We start from the raw sequence: 26,454 nt of genomic DNA on the forward strand, positions 1-26,454 counted from the left end.
TTTTCAAAAGATCAAGAGATCGCAGCCTTCGGCAGCTCCTACCTGAGTGTGTGTTTACAGCAGGAAATAGTCGCGGCCTTCGACCTGGCCGCGTCGCAGCGGGTTCCGCGTGCACCATTGCGCGTAAGTCGCGTCGACGAAGCGGTACATCAGGTGTTCGTCCCGGCCATGGGGGATGCCCAGTCGGGTGGTCTGAATGATGTGCGAGGGTGCAGGCCCGGTGTCTTCTACCAGAAGAACTTCATGATCGAAACGTTTGGCGTCCCACACCGGCACTTTCAGTCCCAGCGCCTTGCACAGTAACGTTTGCCCGGCGCAGAGCTTCTGCGACGGTCGCGCACGGCCCTGCGCATCGGGGTTGTTCAAGAGCATCTGCGCCAGACTGGCCGGGCCGCTGATTTCATCGACCCATGGATAGGCGGATTTGATCAATACCGCGTTGCCCGGTCCTTGCGCGCTGAAGTTCAGCGAATCGCCGCCACGGGCGTAATACATATAGATGTGCCCGCCATCCAGAAACAAAGCCTTACGCTTTTCCGTGTAGCCGAGGGACGCGTGGCTGCCTTTTTCCGCGCAGTAATAGGCTTCGGTTTCGATGATCCGCGCGCTGAGCCACAGATCGCCGACGCGATGGCGGATGACTTTGCCGAGCAATTCCTTGGCCAGCACTTGGGCGTCCCGGTCAAAAAAAGTGTCCGGGAGCCCCAGCGGCAGGCGTTCGGCGTGGGAGCGAGCGGTCAGGTTGGACATGGCAGGCAAGGTTTATCCAGGCTGAAGAGGTCGTAATGATAACAATGCGCGGCTTAATTACGCCTGAACGTCGGCGATTCGCGGCTCATTTTGACCATCCGCCCGTCACCGCTGTTAGTCCCGGGACGCGACAGCTATAATCTGCCGCTTTCCTCTTTGCCAAGACCCCAGCAGACCATGACTGAGTCCGTTCTTGACTACATGACCCGATTGGGTCGCGCCGCCCGCGAAGCTTCCCGGGTCATCGGCCGTGCCAGCACCGCGCAGAAAAACCGCGCCTTGCAGGCTGCTGCCAATGCCCTCGACGCTGCGCGCGCCGAGCTTGCTGCAGCCAATGAACAGGATCTGGCCGCCGGTCGCGCCAACGGCCTGGAGCCGGCACTGCTGGAACGTCTGGAGCTGACCCCGGCGCGTATCGACGGCATGATCGTCGGCCTGCGTCAGGTGGCGGCACTGCCGGACCCGGTCGGTGCGATCCGTGACATGAGCTTCCGTCCGTCGGGCATTCAGGTCGGCAAGATGCGCGTGCCGCTGGGCGTGATCGGGATCATCTACGAATCCCGGCCGAACGTGACCATCGATGCCGCCAGCCTGTGCCTGAAGTCCGGCAACGCCACAATCCTGCGTGGCGGCTCCGAAGCGATTCACTCTAACCGGGCGATTGCCGCGTGCATTCAGCGCGGTCTGGCCGAGGCTGAATTGCCTGCCGCCGTGGTGCAAGTGGTCGAAACCACCGACCGTGCCGCCGTTGGCGCGATGATCACCATGCCCGAGTACGTCGACGTGATCGTGCCGCGCGGTGGCCGTGGCCTGATCGAGCGCATCAGCCGCGATGCCCGCGTGCCGGTGATCAAGCATCTGGACGGCATCTGCCACGTTTACGTCAGTGCCCACGCCGATCTGCCGAAAGCCCAGCGCATCGCCTTCAATGCCAAGACTTACCGTTACGGTATTTGCGGTGCGATGGAGACGCTGCTGGTCGATCAAACAGTCGCCAAGGATTTCCTGCCGTCGATGGCTGCCCAGTTCCGCGAAAGAGGCGTCGAACTGCGCGGCTGCGAGCGCACCCGGGCGATCATCGAAGCGGTCGCGGCCAGCGAAGAAGACTGGAACACTGAATATCTGGCGCCGATTTTGTCGATCCGCGTGGTCGACGGGCTGGACCAGGCGATCAAGCACATCAACCATTACGGCTCCCATCACACCGACTCGATCGTCAGCGAAAACCTTGCCGACACCCGTCGTTTTGTCGCGGAAGTCGACTCGGCGTCGGTGATGATCAACACCCCGACGTGCTTCGCCGATGGATTTGAATACGGATTGGGTGCCGAGATCGGCATTTCTACTGATAAGCTGCACGCCCGCGGCCCGGTGGGCCTCGAAGGACTGACCTGCGAGAAGTACATCGTGGTCGGTGATGGCCAGTTGCGCGGCCAGGCGATGGTCTGACTTGTCCGACCTCGACCTGACAGCGCCGCAGCCCGGCAGCGAGTCCCGCCCACGGCGCATTGGCGTGCTGGGCGGTACGTTCGACCCGGTGCACATCGGCCATTTGCGCGGTGGCCTGGAAGTCGCCGAAGCGCTGGCGCTCGATGAGTTGCGGCTGACGCCGAGTGCACGGCCGCCGCATCGCAATACGCCGCAAGTGTCGGCGCAGGATCGGCTGGCGATGGTCGAGTGCGCGGTGGCCGGAGTGCCGCCACTGGTGGTAGACGCCCGCGAATTGCAGCGGGACAAGCCGTCTTACACCATTGATACCCTGGAGTTGATGCGTGCTGAAATGCCCGCCGAGACCCAGGTTTTTCTGCTTTTGGGCTGGGACGCATTTTGCGGCCTGCCCACTTGGCATCGCTGGGAAGAGTTGCTCCAGCATTGCCACATCCTGGTGCTACAGCGCCCGGACGCCGACAGCGAACCGCCGGATGCCTTGCGCAACCTGCTGGCAGCGCGTTCGGTGAGCGACCCGCTGGCCCTGAAAGGGCCGAGCGGACAGATTGCATTCGTCTGGCAGACGCCGCTCGCGGTTTCCGCCACCCAGATCCGTCAACTGCTGGCCAGCGGTAAGTCGGTACGTTTCCTGGTGCCCGACGCGGTCCTGGCCTACATCGATGCGCACGGTCTTTACCGTGCGTCGAACTGAGCAAGGCGTGCTTCACTGATACGAATCCACGTATCGCCAAGCCGCCGAATATATGAGCAAAACGAGTTTTATATGACTGACAAAGACCAAACCAAAGTAAAGCGCAAAGGCACATTCAAGAGCGCCCCGCTGCCAGAGCCGGTCAACACCAATGAGCCGCTCAAAGGCGACGAACTGGTCAAGATTGCCGTTGCAGCCCTGGAAGACGTCAAGGCGCAAGACATTCAGATCATCGATGTTCGCGACAAGCAGAGCATCACCGACTACATGATCATCGCCACCGGTACGTCCAACCGCCAGATCAACGCGATGCTCGACAAGGTTCGCGAAGAAGTCAAAAAGCAGGGCGCCAAGCCGCTGGGCGAAGAAGGCAAGGGCGACAGCGACTGGGTGCTGTTGGACCTGGACCTGGTGATCGTGCACATGATGACTGCCTCGGCGCGTCAGTTCTACGACCTGGAACGCCTGTGGGCCGGTGCCGAGCAAAGCCGCGCGGCCGACGCCAAGCACCACAGCCCGGAAAACACCCACGAGCATTTCACCAAGCTCAACAAAGACCAGCTGTAAGGGATTGCTGTGCGACTGCGCCTGATCGCCGTCGGTTCACGCATGCCCAAATGGGTGGAAGAAGGCTGGCATGAATATGCCAAGCGTCTTCCATCCGAGCTGGCGCTCGAACTGGTGGAAATACCGCTCAATACCCGTGGCAAGAATGCCGACGTGGCCCGTTTCATCCGCCAGGAAGGCGAAGCCATGCTGGCCAAGGTCGGGCCGAACGAGCGGATCGTCACGCTGGAAGTCCACGGCAAACCCTGGAGCACCGAACAGCTGGCGGTCGAACTCGATCGCTGGCGGCTGGATTCGCGCACGGTCAATTTCATGGTCGGTGGCCCGGAAGGGCTGGCGCCTGAAGTCTGCGCCCGCGCCGATCAGCGCTGGTCGTTGTCGCCGCTGACGTTGCCGCACCCGTTGGTGCGGATCCTGATCGGCGAACAGTTGTATCGTGCCTGGACCGTGCTGTCCGGTCACCCTTACCACAAGTAAGCCTGCCCTCATGTCTCAGCCGATCCGCATCAAGGACCACGAAAAGGACGCACGCCTGGTGCGTAGCCGCGTCGTGTTCGGGGCCATTGCGATCATGTTGCTGATCGGCGTGCTGATTGCGCGGCTGTATTACTTGCAGGTGATCCAGTACGAGTACCACTCGACACTGTCGGAAAACAACCGCGTCCATGTGCAGCCGATTCCGCCGACGCGCGGGCTGATTTTCGACCGCAACGGCGTGGTGGTGGCGGACAACCGTCCAAGCTTCAGCCTGAGCATGACCCGCGAGCGCTCCGGCGACTGGCCGCAGGTGCTCGACGTCATCGTCGAAGTGCTGGAGCTGACGCCCGAGGACCGGGTTATCTTCGAGAAACGCATGCGTCAGGGGCGCCGGCCGTTCGAACCGGTGCCGATCCTGTTCGAGCTGACCGAGGAGCAGATCGCCCGCATCGCTGTTAACCAATTCCGCCTGCCAGGCGTGGAAGTGGTCGCACAGCTGGTTCGTCACTACCCGCAAGGCGCGCATTTTGCGCACTCGGTGGGCTACATGGGGCGGATCAACGAGAAAGAGCTGAAAACCCTCGATCCGGTCAACTACAGTGGCACCCATCACATCGGCAAAACCGGCATCGAGCGTTTCTACGAGCCGGAATTGCACGGTCAGGTCGGTTACGAAGAAGTCGAGACCAACGCTCGCGGCCGCGTGTTGCGGGTGCTCAAGCGCACCGACCCGATTCCCGGCAAGGACATCGTCCTCAGTCTGGACATCAAATTGCAGGAAGCGGCCGAGGCGGCATTGGGCGGGCGTCGTGGCGCGGTGGTTGCGCTCGATCCGAAGACCGGCGAGGTGCTGGCGATGGTCAGTCAGCCGAGCTTCGACCCGAACCTGTTCGTCACCGGGATCAGCTTTAAGGCGTACGCCGAGTTGCGTGATTCGATCGACCGGCCGTTGTTCAACCGTGTATTGCGCGGTCTGTATCCGCCGGGTTCAACGATCAAACCGGCGGTAGCGATTGCCGGTCTTGATTCCGGTGTGGTGACGGCGTCGAGCCGAGTGTTCGACCCGGGCTACTACATGCTGCCCAACTACGATCACAAATACCGTAACTGGAACCGTACGGGCGACGGTTTCGTCGACCTCGACACGGCGATCATGCGGTCCAACGACACCTACTTCTATGACCTGGCGCACAAGCTGGGCATCGATCGGCTGTCGGCTTACATGAACAAGTTCGGCATCGGCCAGAAGGTCTCGCTGGACATGTTCGAAGAATCCCCCGGCCTGATGCCGTCCCGCGAATGGAAGCGAGCGACGCGCAAACAGGCGTGGTTCCCTGGCGAAACCCTGATCCTCGGGATCGGCCAGGGCTACATGCAATCGACTCCGCTGCAACTGGCCCAGGCCACGGCGCTGGTCGCCAACAAAGGCATCTGGAACCGTCCGCACCTGGCGAAATCCCTCGAAGGGGTGAAGCCGGTGGATGAAAACCCGATGCCGGACATTATCCTGCGTGATCCGTCGGACTGGACCAAGGTCAACCACGGCATGCAGCAAGTGATGCACGGCGCTCGTGGTACCGCGCGCAAAGCGGCCATCGGCGCGCAGTACCGTATCGCCGGCAAATCGGGTACGGCTCAGGTCGTCGCGATCAAGCAGGGCGAGAAATACGACCGCTCCAAGGTTCAGGAGCGTCATCGCGACCACGCCTTGTTCGTCGGCTTTGCCCCGGCCGATGACCCACGCATCGTCGTGTCGGTGATGGTCGAGAACGGTGAATCCGGCTCCGGTGTCGCCGCGCCCGTGGTGCGTCAGGTCATGGACGCCTGGCTGCTCGATCAGGACGGACGTTTGAAGGCCGAATACGCCAGCCCAATCAGTGCGGAGGCTACGGCCCGTGATGAATAACTTTGATCGCATGCTCTCCAGTGAGGATGTGATGCGTCGCCGCGCGACGCTGCTGCAAAGACTGCATATCGATGGTCCGTTGCTGATCCTGCTGCTGATTCTCGCCGCCGGCAGCCTGTTCGTGCTGTATTCGGCCAGCGGCAAGAGCTGGGACCTGCTGGCCAAACAGGCTACCTCGTTCGGCATCGGCCTGGTGTCGATGATCGTCATCGCCCAGTTCGAGCCGCGTTTCATGGCGCGCTGGGTGCCGCTCGGTTATGTCATCGGCGTGGTGTTGCTGTTGGTGGTGGACATCATGGGCCACAACGCCATGGGCGCCACGCGCTGGATCAACATTCCCGGGGTGATCCGCTTCCAGCCCTCGGAATTCATGAAGATCCTGATGCCGGCGACCATCGCCTGGTACCTGTCCAAGCGCACGTTGCCGCCGCAACTCAAGCACGTCGGCATCAGCCTGATGCTGATCGGTGTGCCGTTCATCCTGATCGTCCGCCAGCCTGACCTCGGCACTTCGCTGCTGATTCTCGCGGGCGGTGCATTCGTGCTGTTCATGGGCGGGCTGCGCTGGCGCTGGATTCTCAGTGTGCTGGCGGCGGCGATCCCGGTGTCGGTGGCGATGTGGTTTTTCATCATGCACGACTACCAGAAGCAGCGAATCCTGACCTTCCTCGATCCGGAAAGCGACCCGCTCGGCACCGGCTGGAACATCATTCAGTCGAAAGCCGCGATCGGTTCCGGCGGCGTGTTCGGCAAAGGCTGGCTGCTCGGCACCCAGTCGCACCTCGACTTCCTCCCGGAAAGCCACACCGACTTCATCATCGCGGTACTCGGCGAAGAGTTCGGCCTGGTGGGTATTTGTGCGCTGCTGCTGATTTACCTGTTGCTGATTGGCCGAGGGCTGGTGATCACCGCTCAGGCACAGACGCTGTTCGGCAAATTGCTCGCCGGTGCGTTGACCATGACGTTTTTTGTTTACGTTTTCGTCAACATCGGTATGGTCAGTGGCCTGTTGCCGGTCGTAGGGGTACCGTTGCCGTTCATTAGCTACGGAGGAACTTCGCTGGTGACGCTGCTGTCAGCGTTTGGGGTTTTGATGTCGATCCATACCCATCGCAAGTGGATCGCACAGGTTTGAATAAGGTGAAGAGTTCAATGCAAGTAATGCGTGGCTGGGCGACTCGATGCGCGCCAGTGGTAGGCCTGATGGGCCTCCTGGGCAGCATGCAGGAAGCGCTGGCCGGCGAGTACGAAGGCTCACCTCAGGTGGCCGAGTTCGTCGGTGAAATGACCCGCGACTACGGTTTCGCCGGTGAGCAACTGATGGCGGTGTTCCGCGAGGCTCAACGCAAGCAGGCGATTCTCGATGCGATCTCCCGACCTGCCGAACGGGTCAAGCAGTGGAAAGAATACCGCCCGATGTTCATCACCGACGCGCGCATTGCCCGCGGTGTCGACTTCTGGCGTCAGCACGAGGCAACGCTGGCTCGCGCCGAGCAGGAATATGGCGTGCCGGCGCAAGTCATCGTGTCGATCATCGGCGTTGAAACGTTTTTCGGACGTAATACCGGTAATTACCGGGTGATCGATGCCTTGTCGACGCTCGGTTTCGACTATCCTCCCCGTGCCGAATTTTTCCGCAAGGAACTGCGTGAGTTCCTCCTGCTGGCGCGCGAAGAGCAGGTCGATCCATTGACCCTCAAAGGTTCGTACGCCGGGGCCATGGGCCTGCCGCAGTTCATGCCGAGCAGCTTTCGCGCCTATGCGGTGGATTTCGACGGTGACGGCCACATCAATATCTGGAACAACCCGGACGATGCGATCGGCAGCGTTGCCAGCTATTTCAAGCGTCACGGCTGGGTCGCCGGTGAGCCGGTGGTCAGCCGCGCCGATGTCCGTGGCGAGCAGGTCGATGAAGGCCTGACCACCGGCATCGAGCCGACGAAGACGGTTGGAGAGTTGCGGGCGCTGGGCTGGTCAAGTCATGATGCGCTGCGCGATGATATGCCGGTGACTGCATTTCGCCTCGAAGGCGACAACGGCCCTGAATACTGGATGGGCCTGAAGAATTTCTACGCGATCACGCGTTATAACCGCAGCGTGATGTACGCCATGGCCGTACATCAACTGTCTGAACAGCTGGTACAAGCACGGGGCGTCAAGTAATGCGGGCATTGCCTAATAATAAACCCCTGAAGCTGGTGGCATTTGCTGCGTTGGCGGTACTGGTCGCCAGCTGCACGACCAGCCGTTCCCCGACGCCGAAAACCTCCAATACCGCTGTGCGAGCGCAGCCGGGCCTGGACATCAATCGCGCGCACAAAGATGGCGCGCCGTGGTGGGACGTCGATGTTTCGCGCATCCCTGATGCCACGCCGACCCTGCACACCGGCCCGTACAAGGCCAACCCTTACACCGTACTGGGCAAAACCTACTTCCCGTTGCAGGAATCCAAGACCTACGTCGCCTCCGGCACGGCGTCCTGGTACGGCACCAAGTTTCACGGTCAGAACACCGCCAATGGCGAGGTTTACGACCTGTACGGCATGAGTGCCGCCCACAAGACATTGCCACTGCCAAGTTACGTTCGGGTGACCAACCTGGACAACAACCGCACGGTGATCCTGCGGGTCAACGACCGTGGGCCGTTCTATTCCGATCGCATCATCGACTTGTCTTACGCGGCCGCGAAAAAACTCGGTTACGCCGAAACCGGCACTGCGCGGGTCAAGGTTGAAGGCATCGATCCGCAGCAATACTGGGCTGCCAAGGGCCGTCCGGCACCGTTGATGCTCAACGAGCCGCAGGTCGCGCAGAACAGCGCGCCGGTGATTACGGCCTCGGCCGGCACCGTCGAGCAGTGGACGCCGCCACCGCAACAACACGCCTCTGACACCGTACCGGTGCCGATGAGTGCAAAAAAAAACGCTTCTGCAACAGCAACTGGCCAGTATCTGCAGGTGGGCGCGTTCGCCAACCCGGACGCTGCAGAACTCCTGAGGTCGAAGCTCAGCGGGATGGTGAGCGCTCCGGTGTTCATCAGTTCGATCGTGCGCAATCAGCAGACCCTGCATCGGGTACGTCTGGGGCCGATCGGCTCGCCGGGTGAAATTGCCCAGGTGCAGAACAGCGTGCGCCTGGCCAACCTTGGTTCGCCAAGCGTGGTCACCGAGTAAGCAAAACGTAGATCTTGATTGACGGTTCACCAGCGATTGGGGGGTGAATCAGGTTGTTGGCTCGTCGAAGAACAAAAGCCCGGCAAGGGTGACTGGAGTGAGCAACTGAACACGCGATGGCTCGTTAGAAAGCCATCTGATTAAATTTTGTCCGCAAGGACAGTTTCCATTAGCGATTTCGAGAGACGGATGAACATCACCACCTTTGCCAAACGCCTGTGTCTGCTAGTCCCGCTGCTCCTCTCGCCAGCCGCCTTCGCGGCCGAGATGATGCCGTCGCCACCACAACTGGCCGCTAAAGCCTACGTTCTGATGGATGCCAGCAGCGGCAACGTGCTGGTCGAGAACAATGGCGACCAGCGTCTGCCGCCGGCCAGCCTGACCAAGCTGATGACCGCGTACATCGCGACCCTGGAAATCCGTCGTGGCCAGATTGGTGAAAACGATCCGGTGACCGTCAGCGAAAACGCCTGGCGCACCGGCGGTTCGCGGATGTTCATCAAAGTCGGCTCGCAGGTGACTGTCAGCGACTTGCTGCACGGCATCATCATCCAGTCCGGCAACGACGCCAGCGTCGCCCTGTCCGAGCACATCGCCGGTAGCGAAGATGCGTTCGCCGACCTGATGAACAAGACGGTGACTGATCTGGGCATGAGCAACACCCACTTCATGAACCCGACCGGCCTGCCAAACCCTGAGCACTACTCGTCGGCTCACGACATGGCAATCCTGGCCCGTGCAATCATCCACGAAGACCCGGCTCACTACGCGATCTACTCGCAGAAAGAGTTCTTCTGGAACGGCATCAAGCAACCTAACCGTAACCTGCTGCTATGGCGCGACAAGACCGTTGACGGTCTGAAAACCGGTCACACCGACGAAGCCGGCTACTGCATGGTGTCCTCGGCGGTACGTGACGGCCAGCGCCTGATCGCGGTGGTGTTCGGTACAAACAGCGAAGTGGCTCGCGCCGCTGAAACCCAGAAGCTGCTGACTTACGGTTTCCGCTTCTTCGAAACCCAGACCTTCTATCAGAAGGGCACCGAACTGGCTCAGGCTCCGGTGTGGAAAGGCACCACCAATCAAGTCAAGGCCGGCCTGGCTGAAGACCTGACCATGACCCTGCCAAAAGGCCAGCTGAAGAAGCTCGCTGCCAGCATGACCATGAACCCGCAACTGACCGCGCCAATCGCCAAGGGCGACGTGATCGGTAAAGTCGAAGTCAAACTGGAAGACAAGGTCGTGCACAGCGCTGACCTGATCGCTCTGGATGGCGTCGAGGAGGGTGGTATCTTCCGCCGCATGTGGGATAGCATCCGTCTATTCTTCTACGGCTTGTTCAACTGATTTGTGTTGACCTGCATGGCCCCGCCCCGATCCGGTGCGGGGCCATGCGCGTTATCACGGCTTGCGCTCAAGAGGCCGTTACGCCATGACCGATACCGAAGTAAAGGCGCCAAAGATCGAATTTCCCCAGGTTGATTATCCGGTTAAGGTGATCAGCGACACGGGGGTTGGCCACAAAGACAAGATCATCGAAATCGTGAAGAAATTCGCGAAGATTAACGATGAGCGTGTCGACGAGCGTTCGAGCAGCAACGGCAAATACACCACCATCCAGTTGCACATCGTCGCGACCGATCAGGATCAGCTGTACAACATCAACAGCGAACTGCGGGCAACCGGTTTCGTGCACATGGTGTTGTGATGCAGGGCACGCTGGGCTTTCGTGAGCTCGGCCAGATGGCTTACGAGCCGGTCTGGCATGCCATGCAACGCTTTACCAACGAACGCGGCAGCTATGCCGCCGACGAAATCTGGCTCGTCGAACACCCGCCGGTGTTCACTCAGGGCCAGGCCGGCAAGGCCGAACACTTGCTGCTGCCGGGAGATATCCCGGTGGTGCAGGTCGATCGTGGCGGCCAGGTGACTTATCATGGCCCCGGCCAATTGGTGGCTTACCTGTTACTGGATGTGCGCAAGCTGGGTTTCGGCGTGCGCGATCTGGTCAGCCGCATGGAGCTTTGCCTGATTGAACTGCTGGCCAGCTACGGCGTTACCGCTGCAGCCAAGCCAGATGCTCCCGGCGTCTATGTCGATGGAGCAAAAATCGCTTCTCTGGGTTTGCGGATTCGCCACGGTTGTTCCTTTCATGGCCTGGCCCTGAACGTGGATATGAACCTGGAACCGTTTCGACGGATTAATCCCTGCGGCTATGCCGGGCTGGCGATGACCCAGCTGAGCGATCACGCAGGATCGATTGAATTTGCCGAGGTAAGTGCCCGGCTGCGTGCGCAGCTCGTCAAACACCTCGACTATGCTGAGCAGACGACCCTGACGGGCGGAATCGACTGATATGACTACTGATGCAGTGCAAACCATGATCCCGACGCTCGACGTGACCGAGCGCCCGGCCCCGCGTCCCAAGGTAGAAGCCGGCGTCAAGCTGCGCGGCGCCGAGAAGGTTGCACGCATCCCGGTAAAGATCATTCCGACCACCGAACTGCCGAAGAAGCCTGACTGGATTCGTGTGCGCATCCCGGTTTCGCCGGAAGTCGACCGTATCAAGAGCCTGCTGCGTAAACACAAGCTGCACAGCGTCTGCGAAGAAGCGTCCTGCCCGAATCTGGGTGAGTGCTTCTCCGGCGGCACCGCGACCTTCATGATCATGGGCGACATCTGCACCCGTCGCTGCCCGTTCTGCGACGTTGGCCACGGGCGTCCGAAGCCACTGGACGTCAACGAGCCGGAAAGCCTGGCCATCGCCATCGCCGACCTCAAGCTCAAGTACGTGGTGATTACTTCGGTTGACCGCGACGACCTGCGCGACGGTGGTGCCCAGCACTTTGCTGACTGCATCCGCGAAATCCGCAAACTGTCGCCGAACGTGCAGCTCGAGACCCTGGTCCCGGACTACCGTGGCCGCATGGACGTCGCGCTGGAAATCACCGCCGCCGAGCCGCCGGATGTGTTCAACCACAACCTGGAAACCGTGCCGCGCCTGTACAAGGCTGCGCGTCCGGGTTCGGATTACCAGTGGTCGCTGACTCTGCTGCAACGCTTCAAGCAGATGATGCCGCACATTCCGACCAAATCCGGCCTGATGCTGGGTCTGGGCGAGACCGACGAGGAAGTCATCGAAGTCATGAAGCGCATGCGCGAACACGACATCGACATGCTGACCCTCGGTCAGTACCTGCAACCGTCGCGCAGCCACTTGCCGGTGCAGCGTTTCGTGCACCCGGACACCTTCGCCTGGTTCGCCGAGGAAGGTTACAAGATGGGCTTCAAAAACGTCGCTTCCGGCCCGCTGGTGCGTTCTTCGTACCACGCTGACGAGCAAGCGAAGCTGGTCAAGGCTGAGTTGATGGGTTCCTGATTCAGCGCTGAATAAAATGCCCGCCGTGGCTTTAAGTCCGGCGGGCTTTTTTTTGCCTGCTTTCCTGACTACTGTGTGCGCATGACTTCACACTGGGAGCCCCATGGATGACCGTTCGACCGACCCACAGCCTTTTTCCGCATAAACCCGTGCCGGCGTTGCCGTCAGAGGGCGTGATCGGCGTTATCGCGCCTGCCGGGCCGGGTGCGCTGGACACCGACAAGGCTGTGCAGTGGATGCGCGCTCGCGGTTATGCGCTGAAGGTGTTTCCCGGCGTCTACGAGAAAGATGGTTATCTGGCCGGCAGCGATGACGTGCGCCTCAATGACCTGCACGCTGCGTTTGCCGACCCTGACGTCGACGCGATCATCTGCCTGCGCGGCGGCTACGGCACGCCGCGCCTGCTGGATCGCATCGACTACGACCTGCTCAGCCGCCACGCCAAGCCTTTCGTCGGTTACAGCGATATCACCGCGCTGCACCTGGCGATAAGCCGTTACGCCGGGTTTGTGACCTTCCACGGGCCACTGCTCAACGCCGACCTGTTGGGTGACAAGGAACCGCCGACCGTGACGTCGTTCTTCGCCATGCTGCGTGGTCAGGTGAAAGCGGGGAGTGTGCTGAGCCATCCGGTGGCGTATCCGTTGACCACCGTTGAGCCCGGCGTTGCACACGGGCGTTTGCTTGGCGGCAATCTGGCAATGATCGCTTCAACACTAGGCACGCCTTACGAAATCGATGTCGAAGGGGTAATTCTACTGATCGAAGACATCAACGAACCGCTGTATCGGATCGACCGGTTACTGACCCAGATGCGTCTGGCCGGCAAGTTGGCCAAGTTGCGCGGGGTGTTGGTCGGGGACATTGCCGGGGTAGATGTCGAGGCGCTGAATCGTTTGCTCAAGCAGACGTTCGAGCCTTTGCGGATACCGGTGTTGTCGGGGTGGCGTAGTGGGCATTGCGACCCGAACCTGACGCTGCCGATGGGCGCGCTGGTACGGCTGGATGCCGGGAAGAAGGAATTGATGCTGGAGCAGGATGTGGTGACCCGATAAAGCAAAAGATCGCAGCCTGCGGCAGCTCCTACATTGGAATACGATCCCTGTAGGAGCTGCCGCAGGCTGCGATCTTTTGATCTTGCTTATTGGCCCCGCAGGCTCTCAAGCAACTTGTGCGTGGGATAGCCATCCGCCGGCCAGCCAAACGACTGCTGTGCGCTGCGAATCGCCTTGCGCGTATTGGCGCCGATAATCCCGTCCGCCGTGCCCGCATCGTAATTGCGCGCGCTCAGAAGGGTCTGCAACTCGATGCGCTCGGTGCGGCTCAACGGCAAGTCGTCTTTCGGCCAGTTGCCATTGATCAAGCCTGCGCCACTGAAACGCTCGGACAACAGGCTCACCGCCAAGGCATACGACGAGGAATTGTTGTACTTGAGGATCGCCCGGAAGTTATCGAGGATCAGGAACGCCGGGCCACGATAACCGGCCGGCAACAGCAGGGCCGCGGACAGTTGCTCGGAGCCCGCAGGTACCTGAGCGCCATTAGGCAAGTTCACACCCAGCTGACGCCACTCGGCGACGCTCTTGCGAATCGCCCCATCCGCCAGCGTGTAGTTGAAACTGCTCGGCAGTTGCACCTCGAAACCCCACGGCTGCCCACGCTGCCAGCCGGAGCTTTGCAGGTAGTGCGCGGTCGAAGCCAGGGCATCGGCCGGGCTGCCCCAGATGTCGCGGCGGCCATCACCGTCGAAATCCACGGCGTGGGTGTTGTAGGTGGTCGGAATGAACTGGGTCTGGCCCATCGCCCCGGCCCAGGAACCGAGCATCTTCTCTGGCGTGATATCGCCCTGTTGCAGGATCTGCAGGGCAGCAATCAATTGCGCATGGGCAAAGCCCGGGCGGCGGCCTTCGTAGGCGAGGGTGGCCAGTGAGTTGATCACCGATTTGCTGCCCTGGAACTGACCGAAATTACTCTCCATACCCCACACCGAAACGAGCGCCTGACGGTCGACCCCATAACGCTGTTCGATGCTTTGCAGAATGTCGGCGTACTGGTTGAGCAGCGCCTGACCCTTGCGCACGCGCAGCGGCGACAGCGCGCCGTCGAGGTATTCCCACACCGGGCGGGAGAATTCCGGCTGGCTGCGGTCGGCACGAATCACGCTGGCGTCGAAACTGACATCGGCAAAGGCGCGATCAAACAACTCAGGGCTGATCCCGGCGGCGAGCGCGTCCTTGCGGAAGCCTGCCTGCCATTCGGCAAAGGTCTGGGTCGGCTGAAGATCGAGAGGGTCGGCGGACGGCACTACCGGCGGGATAATCGCTGGGGCCGTGGCGACAGGGGCGGCTTGAAGAGGTTGCGCGTCGGCGGCGGTGGGTTTTTCCGCACAGGCGACAAGCAGAACGAAGCTTGCTGCAGCGATCGAATGGCGAACAGGCCAACGACGGGAAAGACTTAGGGGCATGCACAGTTCCAGGGGAAACGAATCAGGTGCAGACCTTAACACGACAGCCGTGCCAAGCGACTTGCGAGGGGGCAGATTTTGCTCGGGATTTAATGTTTATCCGGCCAGTAAAACTCCGAATTCTGCATTGATCAACTGTCAGGTTTGACAGTTACGCGCTTTGCCAAAGCGGCGCTAAATGAGTGCTCAAATGGTACAGAGAAGAGGGGAGAGGTCATCAGACGAAGCGAGTTCCAGCGTCATTCATGCCGCCAGAAAGCAAGAAGCCTCCCAGCTTTTAGACTGGAAGGCTTCGCGGCGGTAGCTGCCTTTGCCCTTGGTTGGTCGCTCTTGACGACTGCGAAACAAGGGTTGGGCGACGATGGATTTGGCCTTGTTGGGGCGCTTTTTGCTCATGGTGGGTCTCCTTTTAGACCGGGCCAGTATACAGCGTTGTTTCAGTAACGTAGCCGGTAATCCTGCTCTGCTGATCACTCAGGTCAGGCATTTGAACGCAAGTACGCCTATCGACCGTTTATGCATTACGGCAGATTTCATCACCACGATGCACAAGGGATATCGATCGTGAAAAAAATAATCTTGTTGGTCTGGGCCTTTTTGTTGATCGCCTGCTCCGCTACTCAGGAACAACCGGCCCCCGCCCCACCGGTACCGAGTGAAGAACAGATTTCAACTCAGAGCGTGCCAGGTGACCAGCAATTCGGTGCTTTCTCACAACCTCGCAACAATGGTCCGGCGGTGGTTGCTGATCTCAATGCGAAATGGAATCAAACGTCGCGCAATTGTTTCAATAGTGAAACTGCACCGAGTTTTTTGTGCTCAGGCGTTGTGATCAGGGGGACGACCAACGGACCGGGCTTCAATATCTGGGATCCAAGCCCGGCCAACGTGAAAAAAGGCTTCGTTGCGTTTTCTTACATGCGCCAGGATTCTCGGTTTCCAGCCCTCTATAGCCATGCCAACAACGGCTATATAGTCACGCCGGTCTCTGAGCTTGCCGGTCAGTTGAAGTTTCAGTATCTATGCTTCTTTCCCATAGATGGCGCGACAGAGTGGCGGTCGGACTACGGTTGTGGGCCACACAGTCTGCATGGCAATCGCAGTGCTTCCTGCGCTTCGCAGGCGATCACCACGTCGACTAAATTTTTGACGCACTACTTGGCCGGTGCAACAGTGCGCGAGCAGAAACAATGCAGTTTCGATGTTCGAGACACATCGCCTGATCAGACGGCAGTGTTGTTTCGAGAAGCGTTGCTGGCGATGCCAAAAATTCCGAAGAATGGCGTCAATGACGAAAACGAACTGGTTGTTCGTGTCTGGGCCAAACAAGCGGCTGCCAATATGCCCATCAAGGCGTTTTTCTACACCAGCGGCTCAACGCCAGGCTGGACTCAGGCAAGGCAGAATCAGAGTGCTTATTACAGTCAAAGTGGTGGCAAGGTTGTGCCTGTCGTAATGTTGACGATCAACAAGTCAACCTGGGCGGCTTCCTTTACCTACTCGGGTAGTGATCAGATTTACCCGTGAGGGCTGTTCAATCAAGGATGCAGAGCGGGCTTGGGCATTGGCGCCGCTTCGGTTGGCCTTACTCGGCAGGTAGCGTCAACCGCTGGCCTGCCATCAACAATGCCAGTCGGCTCAGACTCATCCACGGCGAACCCGCAGCCTGACCCTTGATCTGCGCATCGATGCGCTGGGCTTCCAGCAACAACTGCGCCCAGCGTTGCGCCGAGTAGCGTTGCAGGGCTTTGCTCATCAGGGGTTTGCGCTTGTCCCAGACTGGCGGTTTCGCCTGACTGAAACACTTGTCCAGTGGCGTGCCCTGGCTGTACTGCAGCGAGATATTGGCCAGCAGGCGCAACTCCCGCGCCAGCGCCCAGAGAATCACCGGTGGCTCGACCCCTTCACCGCGCAAGCCTTCCAGCATGCGCAATGCGTGCGCCGGTTCGCCGTTGAGCACCGCATCGGTCAAGCCAAACACGTCAAAGCGCGCACTGTCCGCCACTGCGGCCTGCACGGTTTCAACGGTGATCTGGCCACCTTCGGCCATCAGCTTGAGCTTCTCGATTTCCTGCGCGGCGGCGAGCAGGTTGCCCTCGACACGTGCAGCAATCAATTCGACCGCGTCCTGGCTGGCCGACAAACCGGCCTGCGACAGACGCTGACGAATCCAGCTCGGCAGTTGATTGGCATCCACCGGCCAGATCTGGATGAACTGGGTCTGCTGGCCTTCGACCAGCGCCTTGCCCCACTTGGTCTTCTGCGCACTGCCATCGAGCTTGGGCAAGCTGATCAGCAGCACCGTGTCTTCAGCGGGGCGCGAGCAGTATTCGATGAACGCTGCGGCGCCCTTGTCACCGGGCTTGCCTGAAGGCAGGCGCAGTTCCAACAGGCGTTTTTCAGCGAACAACGACATGCTCGCGCCGGCCTGCAGCAACGTGCCCCAATCGAAATTGGCGTCGGCAGCAAAGACCTGGCGTTCGTCGAACCCTTGTTCACGGGCAGCACGGCGGATGGCGTCGGCGGCCTCCTGGCATAGCAGCGGGTCATCGCCGCTGATGATGTAGACCGGCGCGAGGGCACCTTGCAGGTGTTTACCGAGTTGGGCGGGAGCGAGCTTCATAAGAAATACCGAACGGGGCGCCTGAGCGCCCCGAACGTCTTACTGCTGCGGTACTTCGAGCGGCGACTGACGCGGGGTTTCCGCTTCAGCCTTTTGCGCCGCTTGCAGCGCGTCGGCTTCAGCCTTGGCGCGGTCATTGGCCGCTTGTTGCAGCTGCTGCAGTTGACCTGGGGTCAGCTGTTGCAGGCGCAACATCATGCGTTGAACCAGCTCACGGCGGGTCTCGCGACGGGCGTCGTTGGCTTCCTGATCGGAGCCGACCAAGTTGTTGCCGTCGTGAATGAACACTTTCTGCACTTCAAGCTTGTCGCTCAGCAGGTTCAGGTTGTGTTCGCCGACGATGTCGTAGTTCAGAACGGTATTGACCTGGTATTCGCCAGTACGGCCGGCACCGGCGTAGCTGAGAATGCGCTGGTTTTCCTGCTCGTCAGCCAGATACAGCTTGTACGGCGCGCCGCTGTAGACCTTGACGCCACTGGACTCGAGCACTTGACGCAGTTCGGTTACCGTCTCGCCGTAGGCGTTGCGGGCGCTCAGGTCGAGTTCCTTGATCGTCAGTTCGGTAGTGCCAGTGCCACGCAGCTGGAAACCGCAGGCGCTCAGCAGCACAGCGAGGCCCATCACCAGCAGATTGCGTTTGATCATTGTGTTGCTCCCCTTGAAACCATGTGGGCCGACCCTGCGGCCCGAAAGGTTTTACAGTGCGTCAGGCGGACCTGACGCCCAATCCAATTTAGCTGGCGACGATGTTGACCAGTTTCCCTGGTACCACGATCACTTTGCGAATAGTCAGACCGTCGACGAAACGCAGCACGTTTTCGTTGATGCGCGCGGCGGCTTCCACTTCTTCACGGGTTGCGCTGGCCGGCATTTCGATCTGACCACGCAGTTTGCCGTTGACCTGGATAACCAGCGTCAGGCTGTCCTGCACCAATGCGCTTTCGTCCACAGCCGGCCAGCCGGCGTCGATGACTGCGCCAGTGTGGCCCAGCTGGTTCCACAGTTCGTGGCTGATGTGCGGCGTGATGGGTGCCAGCAGCAAGGTCACGGCTTCGAGGCCTTCGTGAACCAGCGCGCGATCCTGTTCGGTGCCTTGTGCGGCTTTTTCCAGCACGTTCATCAGCGTCATCACCTGAGCGATGGCGGTGTTGAATTTGTGGTTCTGGCCGACATCATGGCTGGCCTGCTTGATGGCCAGGTGGATCGAGCGGCGCACGATTTTCTGTTCGTCGGTCAGCGCGGCAACGTCGAGTTTGCCCGGCAAGCCCTGAGTCACGTGGGCTTGCGCCAGGCGCCAGACGCGCTTGAGGAAACGGTGCGAACCTTCAACGCCGGAGTCCGACCATTCGGCGCTCATGTCAGGCGGCGAAGCGAACATCATGAACAGGCGGCAGGTGTCGGCGCCGAACTGATCGATCATCGACTGTGGGTCGACGCCGTTGTTCTTCGACTTGGCCATCTTCTCGGTGCCGCCGATTTCCACCGGCAGGCCGTCGGACTTCAGCTTGGCGCTGATGACCTTGGCTTTGCTGTCACGCTCAAGTTCTACGTCCGCCGGGTTGAACCAGGTGTAGGCACCATTGGCTTCGCGACGGTAGTAAGTTTCGGCGATCACCATGCCTTGGGTCAGCAGGTTCTTGAACGGCTCGTTGGAGCTGACCAGACCTTCGTCACGCATCAGTTTATGGAAGAAGCGCGCGTAGAGCAGGTGCAGAATCGCGTGTTCGATACCGCCGATGTACTGATCGACCGGCAGCCAGTGATCAGCGGCGGATTTCTCTACCAAGCCACCTTCAAAGTGCGGCGAGGCGTAACGGGCGTAGTACCACGACGACTCGACGAAGGTGTCCATGGTGTCGGTTTCACGTTTGGCAGGCTGGCCGCATTTCGGGCAGCTGCATTCGTAAAACTCAGGCATGCGTGCCAGCGGCGAACCGGCGCCGTCCGGCACCACGTCTTCCGGCAGAACGACAGGCAGTTGGTCTTCCGGCACCGGCACGTCACCGCAAGTTTCGCAGTGGATGATCGGGATCGGGCAGCCCCAGTAGCGCTGACGGCTGATGCCCCAGTCGCGCAGGCGGAACTGAGTGCGCGAGGCGCCCAGTTCTTTCTTGATCAGGGCCACTTCCATGGCATCGAACGCGCCGGCGAAGTCGAGACCGTCGAACTCGCCGGAGTTGATCAGCGTGCCGTGCTCGCCGTAGGCGTCTTGCCACGGGGCAGGGTTGGTGTCGCCAGAGCTGGTACGGACTACCGATTTAACCGGCAGGTTGTACTTGTGGGCGAATTCGAAATCGCGCTCGTCGTGCGCCGGTACCGCCATGACAGCGCCGTCGCCGTAGTGCATCAATACGTAGTTGGCGACCCATACCGGCAGTTTTTCGCCAGTCAGTGGATGCTCGACGAAGAGGCCGGTCGGCAGGCCTTTTTTCTCTTGCGTGGCGACGTCGGCTTCGGCAACGCTGCCGCCCTTGCATTCAGCGATGAACGCTTGCAGCTCAGGGTTGTTTTTCGCGGCCAGGGTGGCCAGTGGGTGCTCGGCAGCCACGGCAACATAGGTCGCGCCCATCAGGGTGTCTGGACGGGTGGTGAAGACTTTGAGCGTGCCGGCTTCGCCGATCGAGTCGACGTTGTACGGGAACTGCACTTCCATGCCGCGGGATTTGCCGATCCAGTTGCGCTGCATGGTCTTGACCTGTTCAGGCCAGCCAGTCAGTTCGTCGAGGCTCTCCAGCAGCTCATCCGCGTAGGCGGTGATCTTGAAGTAGTACATCGGGATTTCGCGCTTTTCGATCAGCGCGCCGGAACGCCAGCCGCGACCGTCGATGACCTGCTCGTTAGCCAGAACGGTCTGGTCGACCGGGTCCCAGTTCACGGTGCCGTTTTTACGGTAGATCACACCTTTTTCGAACAGGCGAGTGAACAGCCATTGTTCCCAGCGGTAGTAATCCGGCTTGCAGGTGGTCACTTCACGCGACCAGTCGACCGCCAGCCCGAGGCTGCGCAGCTGCGACTTCATGTAGGCGATGTTTTCGTAGGTCCATTTTGCCGGCGCTACGTTGTTCTTCATCGCGGCGTTTTCTGCCGGCATGCCGAAGGCGTCCCAACCCATCGGTTGCAGAACGTTCTTGCCTTGCATGCGCTGATAGCGGGAGATCACGTCGCCGATGGTGTAGTTGCGCACGTGCCCCATGTGTAGCTTGCCGCTGGGGTAAGGGAACATCGACAGGCAGTAGAAAGTCTCCTTGCCTGGCTGTTCACTGACTTCAAAGGACTTTTGCTCATCCCAGAATGACTGGGCGGCGGCTTCAATTTCACGGGGCTGATATTGTTCGTGCATGGCTACTTTTGTACTGGATAGGGGTGGCCTAATCCTCTTCAACGCAGGTTCCGGGGTTGGCCCGGACGAGCTGGAAGTGGAATTACAGGAAGCGCCGTAGCATACATGACCGCGCTTGGCCTAGGGAAACCCTGATTACAGCTACATGTCCCGCAATACTTGCGTCGGGGCCGTTGGTCGCGGCGTACAGCCGGTTTGTGCAGCGAAGCTAAGCTCTAACTGGGGAGTGAGTCTTATCTTCAATGAGGTGAGGGATGGTGGAGCAACGGCAAAAAAACGTGACTAAACCCGAGTTGTACGAGAGGTTGATCGACCGTCTGGGTATGGCCCTGGACGCAGTAAAAACCGCTGACCGGCTGCGCGACGAGCGCCCCCTGGAACTGGAATTGCGTGGCTTGAGTCCCGCCGAGTTCAAACTGGTCAAGGCCTATCTGGATCGCAGTGAACGTGAAACGCATGGATGCCTGTCACAAGCAGTGAAGCAGCTCGATGCAGCACATTCGGCCAAGGTCATCTGGCTCAAGGACAAGGCGCCCGGCAGAGACACCGTCAAAGTACGTGCTCTGCAGGCCAAGTAAGCGCATGGCAGGTCAAGAACCGGATCTTTTTCAACAGGATCCCACCTATCGGTTGTAACGCTTCATCAACACTTTTAGGCTTCGGGCATCTTTGGAGATGCCCGATGCCTTTTCGCTATTTGATCAAACAACTCTTGTTGCCGCCCGGCATTCTGCTGCTGTTGTTGCTGGTTGCGTGGTGGCTGCGCCGTTCGCGGCCGCGCCTGGCCGGAGTGTGTTTTGCCCTGGGGCTTGGCGGGTTGTGGTTGATGAGCCTGCCGGTGGTCGTGCAATGGGGCGCCAAGGCGCTGGAGCGCGAGCCACCGTTGGCCCGTGCCGAATGGGCGACACTGGCGCAACGGGCCGATGCGATTGTGGTGCTGGGTTCCGGGCGCGAGCGTGGTGATCTGGCGTGGGGTGAGGATCAGCCGACCGGCGTCGGGCTTGAGCGTCAGCGATATGCGGCGCGACTGGCAAAGGCGTCGGGTCTGCCGATTCTGACCAGCGGCGGTCTGCACTACGGTACGCCGCCGACCGAGGCAAAGCTGATGGCAGATTCATTGCTCGATGACTTTGGCGTGACGGTGCGTTGGCAGGAAGGCGACAGCCGCACCACGTGGGAAAACGCCAAATTCAGCGCCGACCTGTTGCTGCCGCAGGGCATCAAACGCGTAGTCGTGGTGACGCAGGCCTGGCACATGCCACGTGCGGTATGGTGCTTCGAGCAGGCCGGGTTTGAAGTGGTTGCGGCGCCGGTGGGCTTTTTAGGCACTGATAACGCCCGACCCTTCGGTGGTTGGCTGCCGGAATTCAAATCGATCTGGCAGAGCGGGCAGTTGCTGAATGAAGCGGTGGGGCAGGTGGGGTATTCGCTGTTTTACCGTTGAGGATCAAAAGATCGCAGCCTGCGGCAGCTCCTACATGGGATTTGTGCTTTCCCATGTAGGAGCTGCCGCAGGCTGCGATCTTTTGCTTTAAAGGGTTTTCGACATCCGGCTGGCCATCAGTGCCCAGCCAAACAACAGCAAGCACACGATCATCAGCGGCCACGAGCGATATTGCAGATAAGGCGTCAGGTTGTGCATCGGCACCACTTCGCCATACAGCACACCCTGTTCGAACTGCGGAATCTGCTCGGTGATCTGCCCGAACGGGTTGATCAGACCGGTCACGCCGTTGTTGGTCGCGCGGATCATCCAGCGCCCGGCTTCCAGCGCCCGCATCTGCGCCATCTGCAAATGTTGCAGCGGGCCGATCGAGGTGCCGAACCAGGTGTCGTTACTGATCGTCAGCAACAAATCACTGCGCGCCGACAGACCGGCAGCAAAGTCCGGGTACACCACTTCATAGCAGATGAACGGGGCAATCTGATAACCCTTAGCTTGCAGCAACGCCTGATCGGCCGGGCCACGGGCGAAGTCGGACATCGGCAAATCAAAGAACGCGATCAAGCCACGCAGGATGTCCTGCAGCGGCACGTACTCGCCGAACGGCACCAGTTTCTGCTTCAGATAAGTGCCGTCGCCTTCGCCGACCACGGTGATGCCGTTGAAGAAGCGGCGTTCGTGACGGACCGTTTCGCGAATCGGCACGCCGGTGATCAGCGCTGATTTACGCTCGGCGGCGAAGTTACCCATCATGCTCAGGTAGCCCTCGGCGGACTCTTTGAGCACCGGCACGGCGGTTTCCGGCCAGATCAGCAGATCCACCGGTTTCGAACGGAAACTCAGATCGCGGTACAGGGCCAGTTGCGCGTTGAGCTCGGCCGGGTCCCATTTCATGCTTTGTGCGACGTTGCCCTGAATCGCGGCAACGCTCAGCGGCGCGCCGGATGGACTGGTCCAGGCGTGGCCCTTGAGCGCGATACCGGCAGCCCACGGCGCGATCAGCAACACCAGACCGGCAACGACAAAACCTTTGCGTCCGGTTTGCAGCAAGCGCGGTGCGTTGTAGATCAACGCAGCGGTCAGTGCCAGCACGAACCCCACGAGCCACATGCCACCGACCGGCGCAAGCCCGGCCAACGGACCATCGAGCTGGCTGTAACCCGAGTACAACCACGGGAAACCGGTGAGGAACCAGCCACGAAACATTTCCTGAGCGACCCACAGAGCGGCGAACGCCAACGCATCAGCGAGCGGCGCTTCGTTACGGCGCAGCCAGCGCGCCCAAATCCAGGCGGGCAGGGCGAAGAACCAGGCAATCGCCGCCGTGAACAGCAGCATCAGGAACCCGGCCAACAGCACCGAAGCACCGCCGAAATGGTGAATGCTGTAATAGATCCAACTGGTGCCGGCGCCGAACAGGCCGAAACCGAAACACCAGCCACGGCCCAGCGCCTGACGCGGGCTCAGCTCGCGCATGCCGGCATAGAACAAACCGACTGCCAGCAAAGCCAGCGGCCAGATGTTGAACGGTGCCAGAGCGAAGGTGGTGATTGCACCGGCCGCCACGGCCAGCAGGTTACCGGGCCAGCCGGGGCGGGTTGTCCAGCGCATTTCAATCCTTAGATGTATTACCGGGCGATTGGCGTGAGTCGCAGCAAATGAATCCGACGGCTGTCGGCGTTCAGGATGCGGAAACGATAGGCGCCGATTTCAGTGATTTCGTTGCGTTTTGGCAAGTGCCCGAACGCGCTCATCACCAGCCCACCGACGGTGTCGAACTCGTCGTCGGAGAATTCGCTGTCGAAGAACTCGTTGAAGTTCTCGATCGGCGTCAGGGCCTTGATCAGGAAGTCGCCGCTTGGCAGGGGCTTGATGTAGCTGTCTTCTTCGACGTCGTGCTCGTCTTCGATGTCGCCGACGATCTGTTCCAGCACGTCTTCGATGGTCACCAGGCCCGCCACACCGCCGTATTCGTCGATGACGATGGCCATGTGGTTGTGGTTGGCGCGGAATTCACGCAGCAACACATTCAGACGCTTGGACTCCGGCACGAACGTGGCCGGGCGCAGCAGATCCTTGATGTTGAAGCTGTCGCCGTTTTCCTTGAGGATCAGCGGCAGCAGATCCTTGGCCAGCAGCACGCCCATCACATCGTCATGGCTTTCGCCGATGACCGGATAACGCGAGTGGGCCGAGTCGACCACGGCCGGGAGGAATTCACGGGGTGTCTGGGTCGCCTTGATGCTGATCATCTGCGAGCGCGGCACCATGATGTCGCGTACTTGCAGGTCAGCCACCTGAATGGCGCCTTCGACGATGGCCAGCGCTTCGCTGTCCAGCAGTTTGTTCTGATGTGCATCACGCAGCAGCTCGAGAAGCTCCTGACGGTTCTTCGGCTCGTGGGCAAAAGCCTGGGTCAGTTTACCCAGCCATGACTTCTGCCCGTTGCTCGATCGATCTTCGCTCATAGCGATTACTCTGAATCCTTTGTTGTAACGATAGGGGATGTTTCGGGTTCGTCGTCCGCGTACGGATCGGGATAGTCCAATTCGGCAAGCAACTCGCGTTCCAGTGCTTCCATTTCTTCGGCTTCCTCGTCATCTATATGGTCGTAACCAAGCAGATGCAAGCAGCCGTGAATGACCAGATGCGCCCAGTGGGCCTTTAGTTCCTTGCCTTGTTCGGCGGCTTCGCGCTCAACCACCGCCACGCAGATCACCAGATCGCCGAGCAATGGGATGTCGAGAAACTCGTCGGGCACTTCGGCAGGGAATGACAGGACGTTGGTCGCGTAATCCTTGTGGCGCCAGGTGTGATTCAGCTCGCGGCCTTCTGCCTCGTCGACCAGACGAATGGTCATTTCCGAGTCAGCGGTGCGCTGGCGCAGGGCGAGTTCGCACCACAGGCGGAAGTCGGCTTCACTCGGCGCGTTCGCTTCAGTCGCGATTTGCAGGTCTAGCTCAAGCATTTCGCGAGGTGTCCTTGGGTGCTTCGTCACGGTTTTCGAAGCGCTCGTAGGCTTCGACGATCCGCTGGACCAAAGGATGGCGCACGACGTCTTTCGGCTGGAAGTGCGTGAAGCTGATGCCCGGCACGTCTTTGAGCACTTCAATCACATGATGCAGGCCCGACTTGGTGCCTTTCGGCAAGTCGACCTGGGTGATGTCACCGGTGATGACCGCTGTAGAGCCGAAGCCGATCCGCGTGAGGAACATTTTCATCTGTTCGACGGTGGTGTTCTGACTCTCGTCGAGAATGATGAAGCTGTTGTTCAGCGTGCGACCGCGCATGTAGGCCAGCGGCGCAACTTCGATCACCTGACGTTCGATCAGCTTGGCCACGTATTCAAAGCCGAGCATCTCGTAGAGCGCGTCGTAGAGGGGGCGCAGGTACGGGTCGATCTTCTGCGACAGGTCGCCGGGCAGGAAGCCGAGTTTCTCACCCGCTTCAACCGCCGGACGCACCAGCAGGATGCGGCGGATCTGCTCGCGTTCCAGTGCATCGACAGCGCAGGCCACGGCCAGATAAGTCTTGCCGGTACCGGCCGGACCGATGCCGAAGTTGATGTCGTTGCCGAGGACTTCCTTGACGTAGCGCAACTGATTCAAGCCGCGCGGGCGAATCATGCCTTTCTTGGTGCGCAGGGCAACGGAAGCTTCGGCGGGGGCGTGGTTGTCCAGCTCGACCACGGCCGATTCCTGCAGGAACAGGTGCACCGTATCTGGCGACAGCTCTGAACCTTTGGTTTCCCGGTACAGGCGACGAATCAGATTTTCCGCAGACGTGGTGTGCTTGGGGTCGCCGATCAGCTCGAACTGGTTTCCGCGGTTGCGGATCTCGATGGTCAGGCGCTGTTCGATCAAGCGCAGATGCTCGTCGAATTGCCCGCACAGATTGGCGAAGCGGCGAGCCTCAAAGGGCTCGAGGATAAAACGATGTGGTTCTATGGGTGCGTTCAAGGTCGTATTTAGCCGCCCTGGGGCAATTAGGATGAAATCAAGGATAACGCCAGAGGCCTGGGTGCGAAAGCTCTTAAATATGGATGCTGCTTTCGAACCCATTGTCTATGGCTGTCGGGGTCTTTTGTGGTGAGGGGATTTATCCCCGATGGGGCGCGAAGCGGCCCTGAAACCATGACCCGTGGTGTGTCAGACTCACCGGGATTGCAGGTTTTGGGTCGGCTGCGCCAAC

At 60.1% G+C, this 26,454-nt stretch carries 26 protein-coding genes; 16 read left to right on the forward strand and 10 right to left on the reverse strand.

All coding sequences use genetic code 11. The features are described from left to right. Nucleotides 1-54 precede the first annotated feature (54 nt). Entirely contained in the window at nt 55-750 is a 696-nt protein-coding gene (locus tag ACZZ0B_RS00655) for a DNA-3-methyladenine glycosylase (protein WP_463546900.1), read from the reverse strand. Between the two features lie 177 nt (nt 751-927). Here ACZZ0B_RS00655 and ACZZ0B_RS00660 point away from each other — a divergent pair, with 177 nt between their 5' ends. The 13 genes from ACZZ0B_RS00660 to ACZZ0B_RS00720 all read left to right on the forward strand — a co-directional run bounded on the left by ACZZ0B_RS00660 (nt 928) and on the right by ACZZ0B_RS00720 (nt 13,447). Continuing rightward, nucleotides 928-2,199, forward strand: coding sequence for a glutamate-5-semialdehyde dehydrogenase (locus ACZZ0B_RS00660; RefSeq protein ID WP_463544168.1), 1,272 nt, complete (start codon nt 928-930; stop codon nt 2,197-2,199). Next, nucleotides 2,168-2,890 (forward strand): nicotinate-nucleotide adenylyltransferase, encoded by a 723-nt coding sequence (gene nadD / locus ACZZ0B_RS00665; RefSeq protein ID WP_463544169.1) that lies wholly within the window; start codon nt 2,168-2,170, stop codon nt 2,888-2,890. The genes ACZZ0B_RS00660 and nadD overlap by 32 nt, the downstream gene beginning before the upstream one ends. Before the next feature lie 72 nt (nt 2,891-2,962). Next, the gene (rsfS, locus tag ACZZ0B_RS00670; RefSeq protein WP_008087903.1) at nt 2,963-3,457 is read left to right on the forward strand and encodes a ribosome silencing factor; all 495 of its coding nucleotides are present in this window, start codon (nt 2,963-2,965) and stop codon (nt 3,455-3,457) included. Nucleotides 3,458-3,466: 9 nt separating this feature from the next. Continuing rightward, nucleotides 3,467-3,934, forward strand: coding sequence for a 23S rRNA (pseudouridine(1915)-N(3))-methyltransferase RlmH (rlmH, locus tag ACZZ0B_RS00675; RefSeq protein ID WP_003185785.1), 468 nt, complete (start codon nt 3,467-3,469; stop codon nt 3,932-3,934). A 10-nt stretch (nt 3,935-3,944) separates the two neighbouring features. Next, on the forward strand, nt 3,945-5,840 hold the full coding sequence (gene mrdA, locus ACZZ0B_RS00680; RefSeq protein ID WP_463544170.1) for a penicillin-binding protein 2: 1,896 nt from the start codon (nt 3,945-3,947) through the stop codon (nt 5,838-5,840). Between the two features lie 31 nt (nt 5,841-5,871). Next, nucleotides 5,872-6,975 (forward strand): rod shape-determining protein RodA, encoded by a 1,104-nt coding sequence (rodA, locus tag ACZZ0B_RS00685; RefSeq protein WP_042704880.1) that lies wholly within the window; start codon nt 5,872-5,874, stop codon nt 6,973-6,975. Nucleotides 6,976-6,992: 17 nt separating this feature from the next. Continuing rightward, nucleotides 6,993-8,003, forward strand: coding sequence for a lytic murein transglycosylase B (gene mltB / locus ACZZ0B_RS00690; RefSeq protein WP_008087906.1), 1,011 nt, complete (start codon nt 6,993-6,995; stop codon nt 8,001-8,003). Then, the gene (locus ACZZ0B_RS00695; protein ID WP_007909599.1) at nt 8,003-9,013 is read left to right on the forward strand and encodes a septal ring lytic transglycosylase RlpA family protein; all 1,011 of its coding nucleotides are present in this window, start codon (nt 8,003-8,005) and stop codon (nt 9,011-9,013) included. The genes mltB and ACZZ0B_RS00695 overlap by 1 nt, the downstream gene beginning before the upstream one ends. A 189-nt stretch (nt 9,014-9,202) precedes the next feature. Then, nucleotides 9,203-10,360 (forward strand): D-alanyl-D-alanine carboxypeptidase family protein, encoded by a 1,158-nt coding sequence (locus ACZZ0B_RS00700; protein WP_008087907.1) that lies wholly within the window; start codon nt 9,203-9,205, stop codon nt 10,358-10,360. An 85-nt stretch (nt 10,361-10,445) separates the two neighbouring features. Next, a complete protein-coding gene (locus ACZZ0B_RS00705) occupies nt 10,446-10,721 on the forward strand; it encodes a DUF493 domain-containing protein (protein ID WP_008087908.1) in 276 nt (91 codons plus the stop codon). Then, nucleotides 10,721-11,368, forward strand: a complete 648-nt coding sequence (gene lipB, locus ACZZ0B_RS00710; RefSeq protein WP_463544171.1) for a lipoyl(octanoyl) transferase LipB — start codon at nt 10,721-10,723, stop codon at nt 11,366-11,368. Before ACZZ0B_RS00705 ends, lipB begins: the two co-directional genes overlap by 1 nt. Before the next feature lie 25 nt (nt 11,369-11,393). Next, a complete protein-coding gene (gene lipA / locus ACZZ0B_RS00715; protein WP_161806657.1) occupies nt 11,394-12,392 on the forward strand; it encodes a lipoyl synthase in 999 nt (332 codons plus the stop codon). A gap of 107 nt (nt 12,393-12,499) precedes the next feature. Further along, entirely contained in the window at nt 12,500-13,447 is a 948-nt protein-coding gene (locus ACZZ0B_RS00720; RefSeq protein WP_440096961.1) for a S66 peptidase family protein, read from the forward strand. A gap of 86 nt (nt 13,448-13,533) precedes the next feature. Here ACZZ0B_RS00720 and ACZZ0B_RS00725 read toward each other — a convergent pair whose 3' ends face one another. After that, nucleotides 13,534-14,856 (reverse strand): lytic murein transglycosylase, encoded by a 1,323-nt coding sequence (locus tag ACZZ0B_RS00725; protein WP_008081064.1) that lies wholly within the window; start codon nt 14,854-14,856, stop codon nt 13,534-13,536. A gap of 243 nt (nt 14,857-15,099) precedes the next feature. Then, nucleotides 15,100-15,252 carry an alternative ribosome rescue factor ArfA gene (gene arfA, locus ACZZ0B_RS00730; RefSeq protein WP_008081065.1) on the reverse strand — a complete coding sequence of 51 codons (153 nt, stop codon included), beginning with the start codon at nt 15,250-15,252 and terminating at the stop codon, nt 15,100-15,102. Between the two features lie 168 nt (nt 15,253-15,420). Here arfA and ACZZ0B_RS00735 point away from each other — a divergent pair, with 168 nt between their 5' ends. After that, entirely contained in the window at nt 15,421-16,383 is a 963-nt protein-coding gene (locus ACZZ0B_RS00735) for a YdgH/BhsA/McbA family protein (RefSeq protein WP_440096958.1), read from the forward strand. Nucleotides 16,384-16,441: 58 nt separating this feature from the next. Here the strand turns inward: ACZZ0B_RS00735 and holA are convergent, their stop codons facing one another. From holA to leuS, 3 genes are all read right to left on the reverse strand, one after another. After that, the gene (gene holA, locus ACZZ0B_RS00740; protein ID WP_008081068.1) at nt 16,442-17,479 is read right to left on the reverse strand and encodes a DNA polymerase III subunit delta; all 1,038 of its coding nucleotides are present in this window, start codon (nt 17,477-17,479) and stop codon (nt 16,442-16,444) included. A 39-nt stretch (nt 17,480-17,518) separates the two neighbouring features. Next, nucleotides 17,519-18,124, reverse strand: coding sequence for an LPS-assembly lipoprotein LptE (locus ACZZ0B_RS00745; RefSeq protein ID WP_008081069.1), 606 nt, complete (start codon nt 18,122-18,124; stop codon nt 17,519-17,521). A gap of 88 nt (nt 18,125-18,212) precedes the next feature. After that, nucleotides 18,213-20,819: a leucine--tRNA ligase gene (gene leuS, locus ACZZ0B_RS00750; RefSeq protein WP_463544172.1), complete on the reverse strand. Its 2,607-nt coding sequence runs from the start codon at nt 20,817-20,819 to the stop codon at nt 18,213-18,215. A gap of 254 nt (nt 20,820-21,073) precedes the next feature. Here leuS and ACZZ0B_RS00755 point away from each other — a divergent pair, with 254 nt between their 5' ends. Further along, nucleotides 21,074-21,397 (forward strand): hypothetical protein, encoded by a 324-nt coding sequence (locus ACZZ0B_RS00755; RefSeq protein WP_008081071.1) that lies wholly within the window; start codon nt 21,074-21,076, stop codon nt 21,395-21,397. A gap of 104 nt (nt 21,398-21,501) precedes the next feature. Then, the gene (locus ACZZ0B_RS00760) at nt 21,502-22,263 is read left to right on the forward strand and encodes a YdcF family protein (protein WP_158834315.1); all 762 of its coding nucleotides are present in this window, start codon (nt 21,502-21,504) and stop codon (nt 22,261-22,263) included. An 87-nt stretch (nt 22,264-22,350) separates the two neighbouring features. Here the strand turns inward: ACZZ0B_RS00760 and lnt are convergent, their stop codons facing one another. Genes lnt through ACZZ0B_RS00780 form a run of 4 tightly spaced genes read right to left on the reverse strand, consistent with a single transcriptional unit; the run spans nt 22,351 to nt 26,222 of the window. Continuing rightward, a complete protein-coding gene (gene lnt, locus ACZZ0B_RS00765) occupies nt 22,351-23,874 on the reverse strand; it encodes an apolipoprotein N-acyltransferase (RefSeq protein WP_463544173.1) in 1,524 nt (507 codons plus the stop codon). Nucleotides 23,875-23,891: 17 nt separating this feature from the next. Beyond that, nucleotides 23,892-24,731: an HlyC/CorC family transporter gene (locus ACZZ0B_RS00770; protein WP_007909641.1), complete on the reverse strand. Its 840-nt coding sequence runs from the start codon at nt 24,729-24,731 to the stop codon at nt 23,892-23,894. A gap of 5 nt (nt 24,732-24,736) precedes the next feature. Continuing rightward, on the reverse strand, nt 24,737-25,231 hold the full coding sequence (ybeY, locus tag ACZZ0B_RS00775) for an rRNA maturation RNase YbeY (protein WP_463544174.1): 495 nt from the start codon (nt 25,229-25,231) through the stop codon (nt 24,737-24,739). Then, complete coding sequence (locus tag ACZZ0B_RS00780) at nt 25,224-26,222, reverse strand: PhoH family protein (RefSeq protein WP_008081076.1); 999 nt, start codon at nt 26,220-26,222, stop codon at nt 25,224-25,226. Before ACZZ0B_RS00780 ends, ybeY begins: the two co-directional genes overlap by 8 nt. Between the last annotated feature and the right edge of the window lie 232 nt (nt 26,223-26,454).

This window comes from Pseudomonas sp. AC247, from assembly GCF_979258015.1.

What these genes read in the sequence shown, in the direction of transcription:
- ACZZ0B_RS00655 (WP_463546900.1), bottom strand. Translation starts at nt 750, where the DNA reads ATGTCCAACCTGACCGCTCGCTCCCACGCCGAACGCCTGCCGCTGGGG.
- ACZZ0B_RS00660 (WP_463544168.1), top strand. Translation starts at nt 928, where the DNA reads ATGACTGAGTCCGTTCTTGACTACATGACCCGATTGGGTCGCGCCGCC.
- nadD (WP_463544169.1), top strand. Translation starts at nt 2,168, where the DNA reads ATGGCCAGTTGCGCGGCCAGGCGATGGTCTGACTTGTCCGACCTCGAC.
- rsfS (WP_008087903.1), top strand. Translation starts at nt 2,963, where the DNA reads ATGACTGACAAAGACCAAACCAAAGTAAAGCGCAAAGGCACATTCAAG.
- mrdA (WP_463544170.1), top strand. Translation starts at nt 3,945, where the DNA reads ATGTCTCAGCCGATCCGCATCAAGGACCACGAAAAGGACGCACGCCTG.
- rodA (WP_042704880.1), top strand. Translation starts at nt 5,872, where the DNA reads ATGCGTCGCCGCGCGACGCTGCTGCAAAGACTGCATATCGATGGTCCG.
- mltB (WP_008087906.1), top strand. Translation starts at nt 6,993, where the DNA reads ATGCAAGTAATGCGTGGCTGGGCGACTCGATGCGCGCCAGTGGTAGGC.
- ACZZ0B_RS00695 (WP_007909599.1), top strand. Translation starts at nt 8,003, where the DNA reads ATGCGGGCATTGCCTAATAATAAACCCCTGAAGCTGGTGGCATTTGCT.
- ACZZ0B_RS00700 (WP_008087907.1), top strand. Translation starts at nt 9,203, where the DNA reads ATGAACATCACCACCTTTGCCAAACGCCTGTGTCTGCTAGTCCCGCTG.
- ACZZ0B_RS00705 (WP_008087908.1), top strand. Translation starts at nt 10,446, where the DNA reads ATGACCGATACCGAAGTAAAGGCGCCAAAGATCGAATTTCCCCAGGTT.
- lipB (WP_463544171.1), top strand. Translation starts at nt 10,721, where the DNA reads ATGCAGGGCACGCTGGGCTTTCGTGAGCTCGGCCAGATGGCTTACGAG.
- lipA (WP_161806657.1), top strand. Translation starts at nt 11,394, where the DNA reads ATGATCCCGACGCTCGACGTGACCGAGCGCCCGGCCCCGCGTCCCAAG.
- ACZZ0B_RS00720 (WP_440096961.1), top strand. Translation starts at nt 12,500, where the DNA reads ATGACCGTTCGACCGACCCACAGCCTTTTTCCGCATAAACCCGTGCCG.
- ACZZ0B_RS00725 (WP_008081064.1), bottom strand. Translation starts at nt 14,856, where the DNA reads ATGCCCCTAAGTCTTTCCCGTCGTTGGCCTGTTCGCCATTCGATCGCT.
- arfA (WP_008081065.1), bottom strand. Translation starts at nt 15,252, where the DNA reads ATGAGCAAAAAGCGCCCCAACAAGGCCAAATCCATCGTCGCCCAACCC.
- holA (WP_008081068.1), bottom strand. Translation starts at nt 17,479, where the DNA reads ATGAAGCTCGCTCCCGCCCAACTCGGTAAACACCTGCAAGGTGCCCTC.
- ACZZ0B_RS00745 (WP_008081069.1), bottom strand. Translation starts at nt 18,124, where the DNA reads ATGATCAAACGCAATCTGCTGGTGATGGGCCTCGCTGTGCTGCTGAGC.
- leuS (WP_463544172.1), bottom strand. Translation starts at nt 20,819, where the DNA reads ATGCACGAACAATATCAGCCCCGTGAAATTGAAGCCGCCGCCCAGTCA.
- ACZZ0B_RS00755 (WP_008081071.1), top strand. Translation starts at nt 21,074, where the DNA reads ATGGTGGAGCAACGGCAAAAAAACGTGACTAAACCCGAGTTGTACGAG.
- ACZZ0B_RS00760 (WP_158834315.1), top strand. Translation starts at nt 21,502, where the DNA reads ATGCCTTTTCGCTATTTGATCAAACAACTCTTGTTGCCGCCCGGCATT.
- lnt (WP_463544173.1), bottom strand. Translation starts at nt 23,874, where the DNA reads ATGCGCTGGACAACCCGCCCCGGCTGGCCCGGTAACCTGCTGGCCGTG.
- ACZZ0B_RS00770 (WP_007909641.1), bottom strand. Translation starts at nt 24,731, where the DNA reads ATGAGCGAAGATCGATCGAGCAACGGGCAGAAGTCATGGCTGGGTAAA.
- ybeY (WP_463544174.1), bottom strand. Translation starts at nt 25,231, where the DNA reads ATGCTTGAGCTAGACCTGCAAATCGCGACTGAAGCGAACGCGCCGAGT.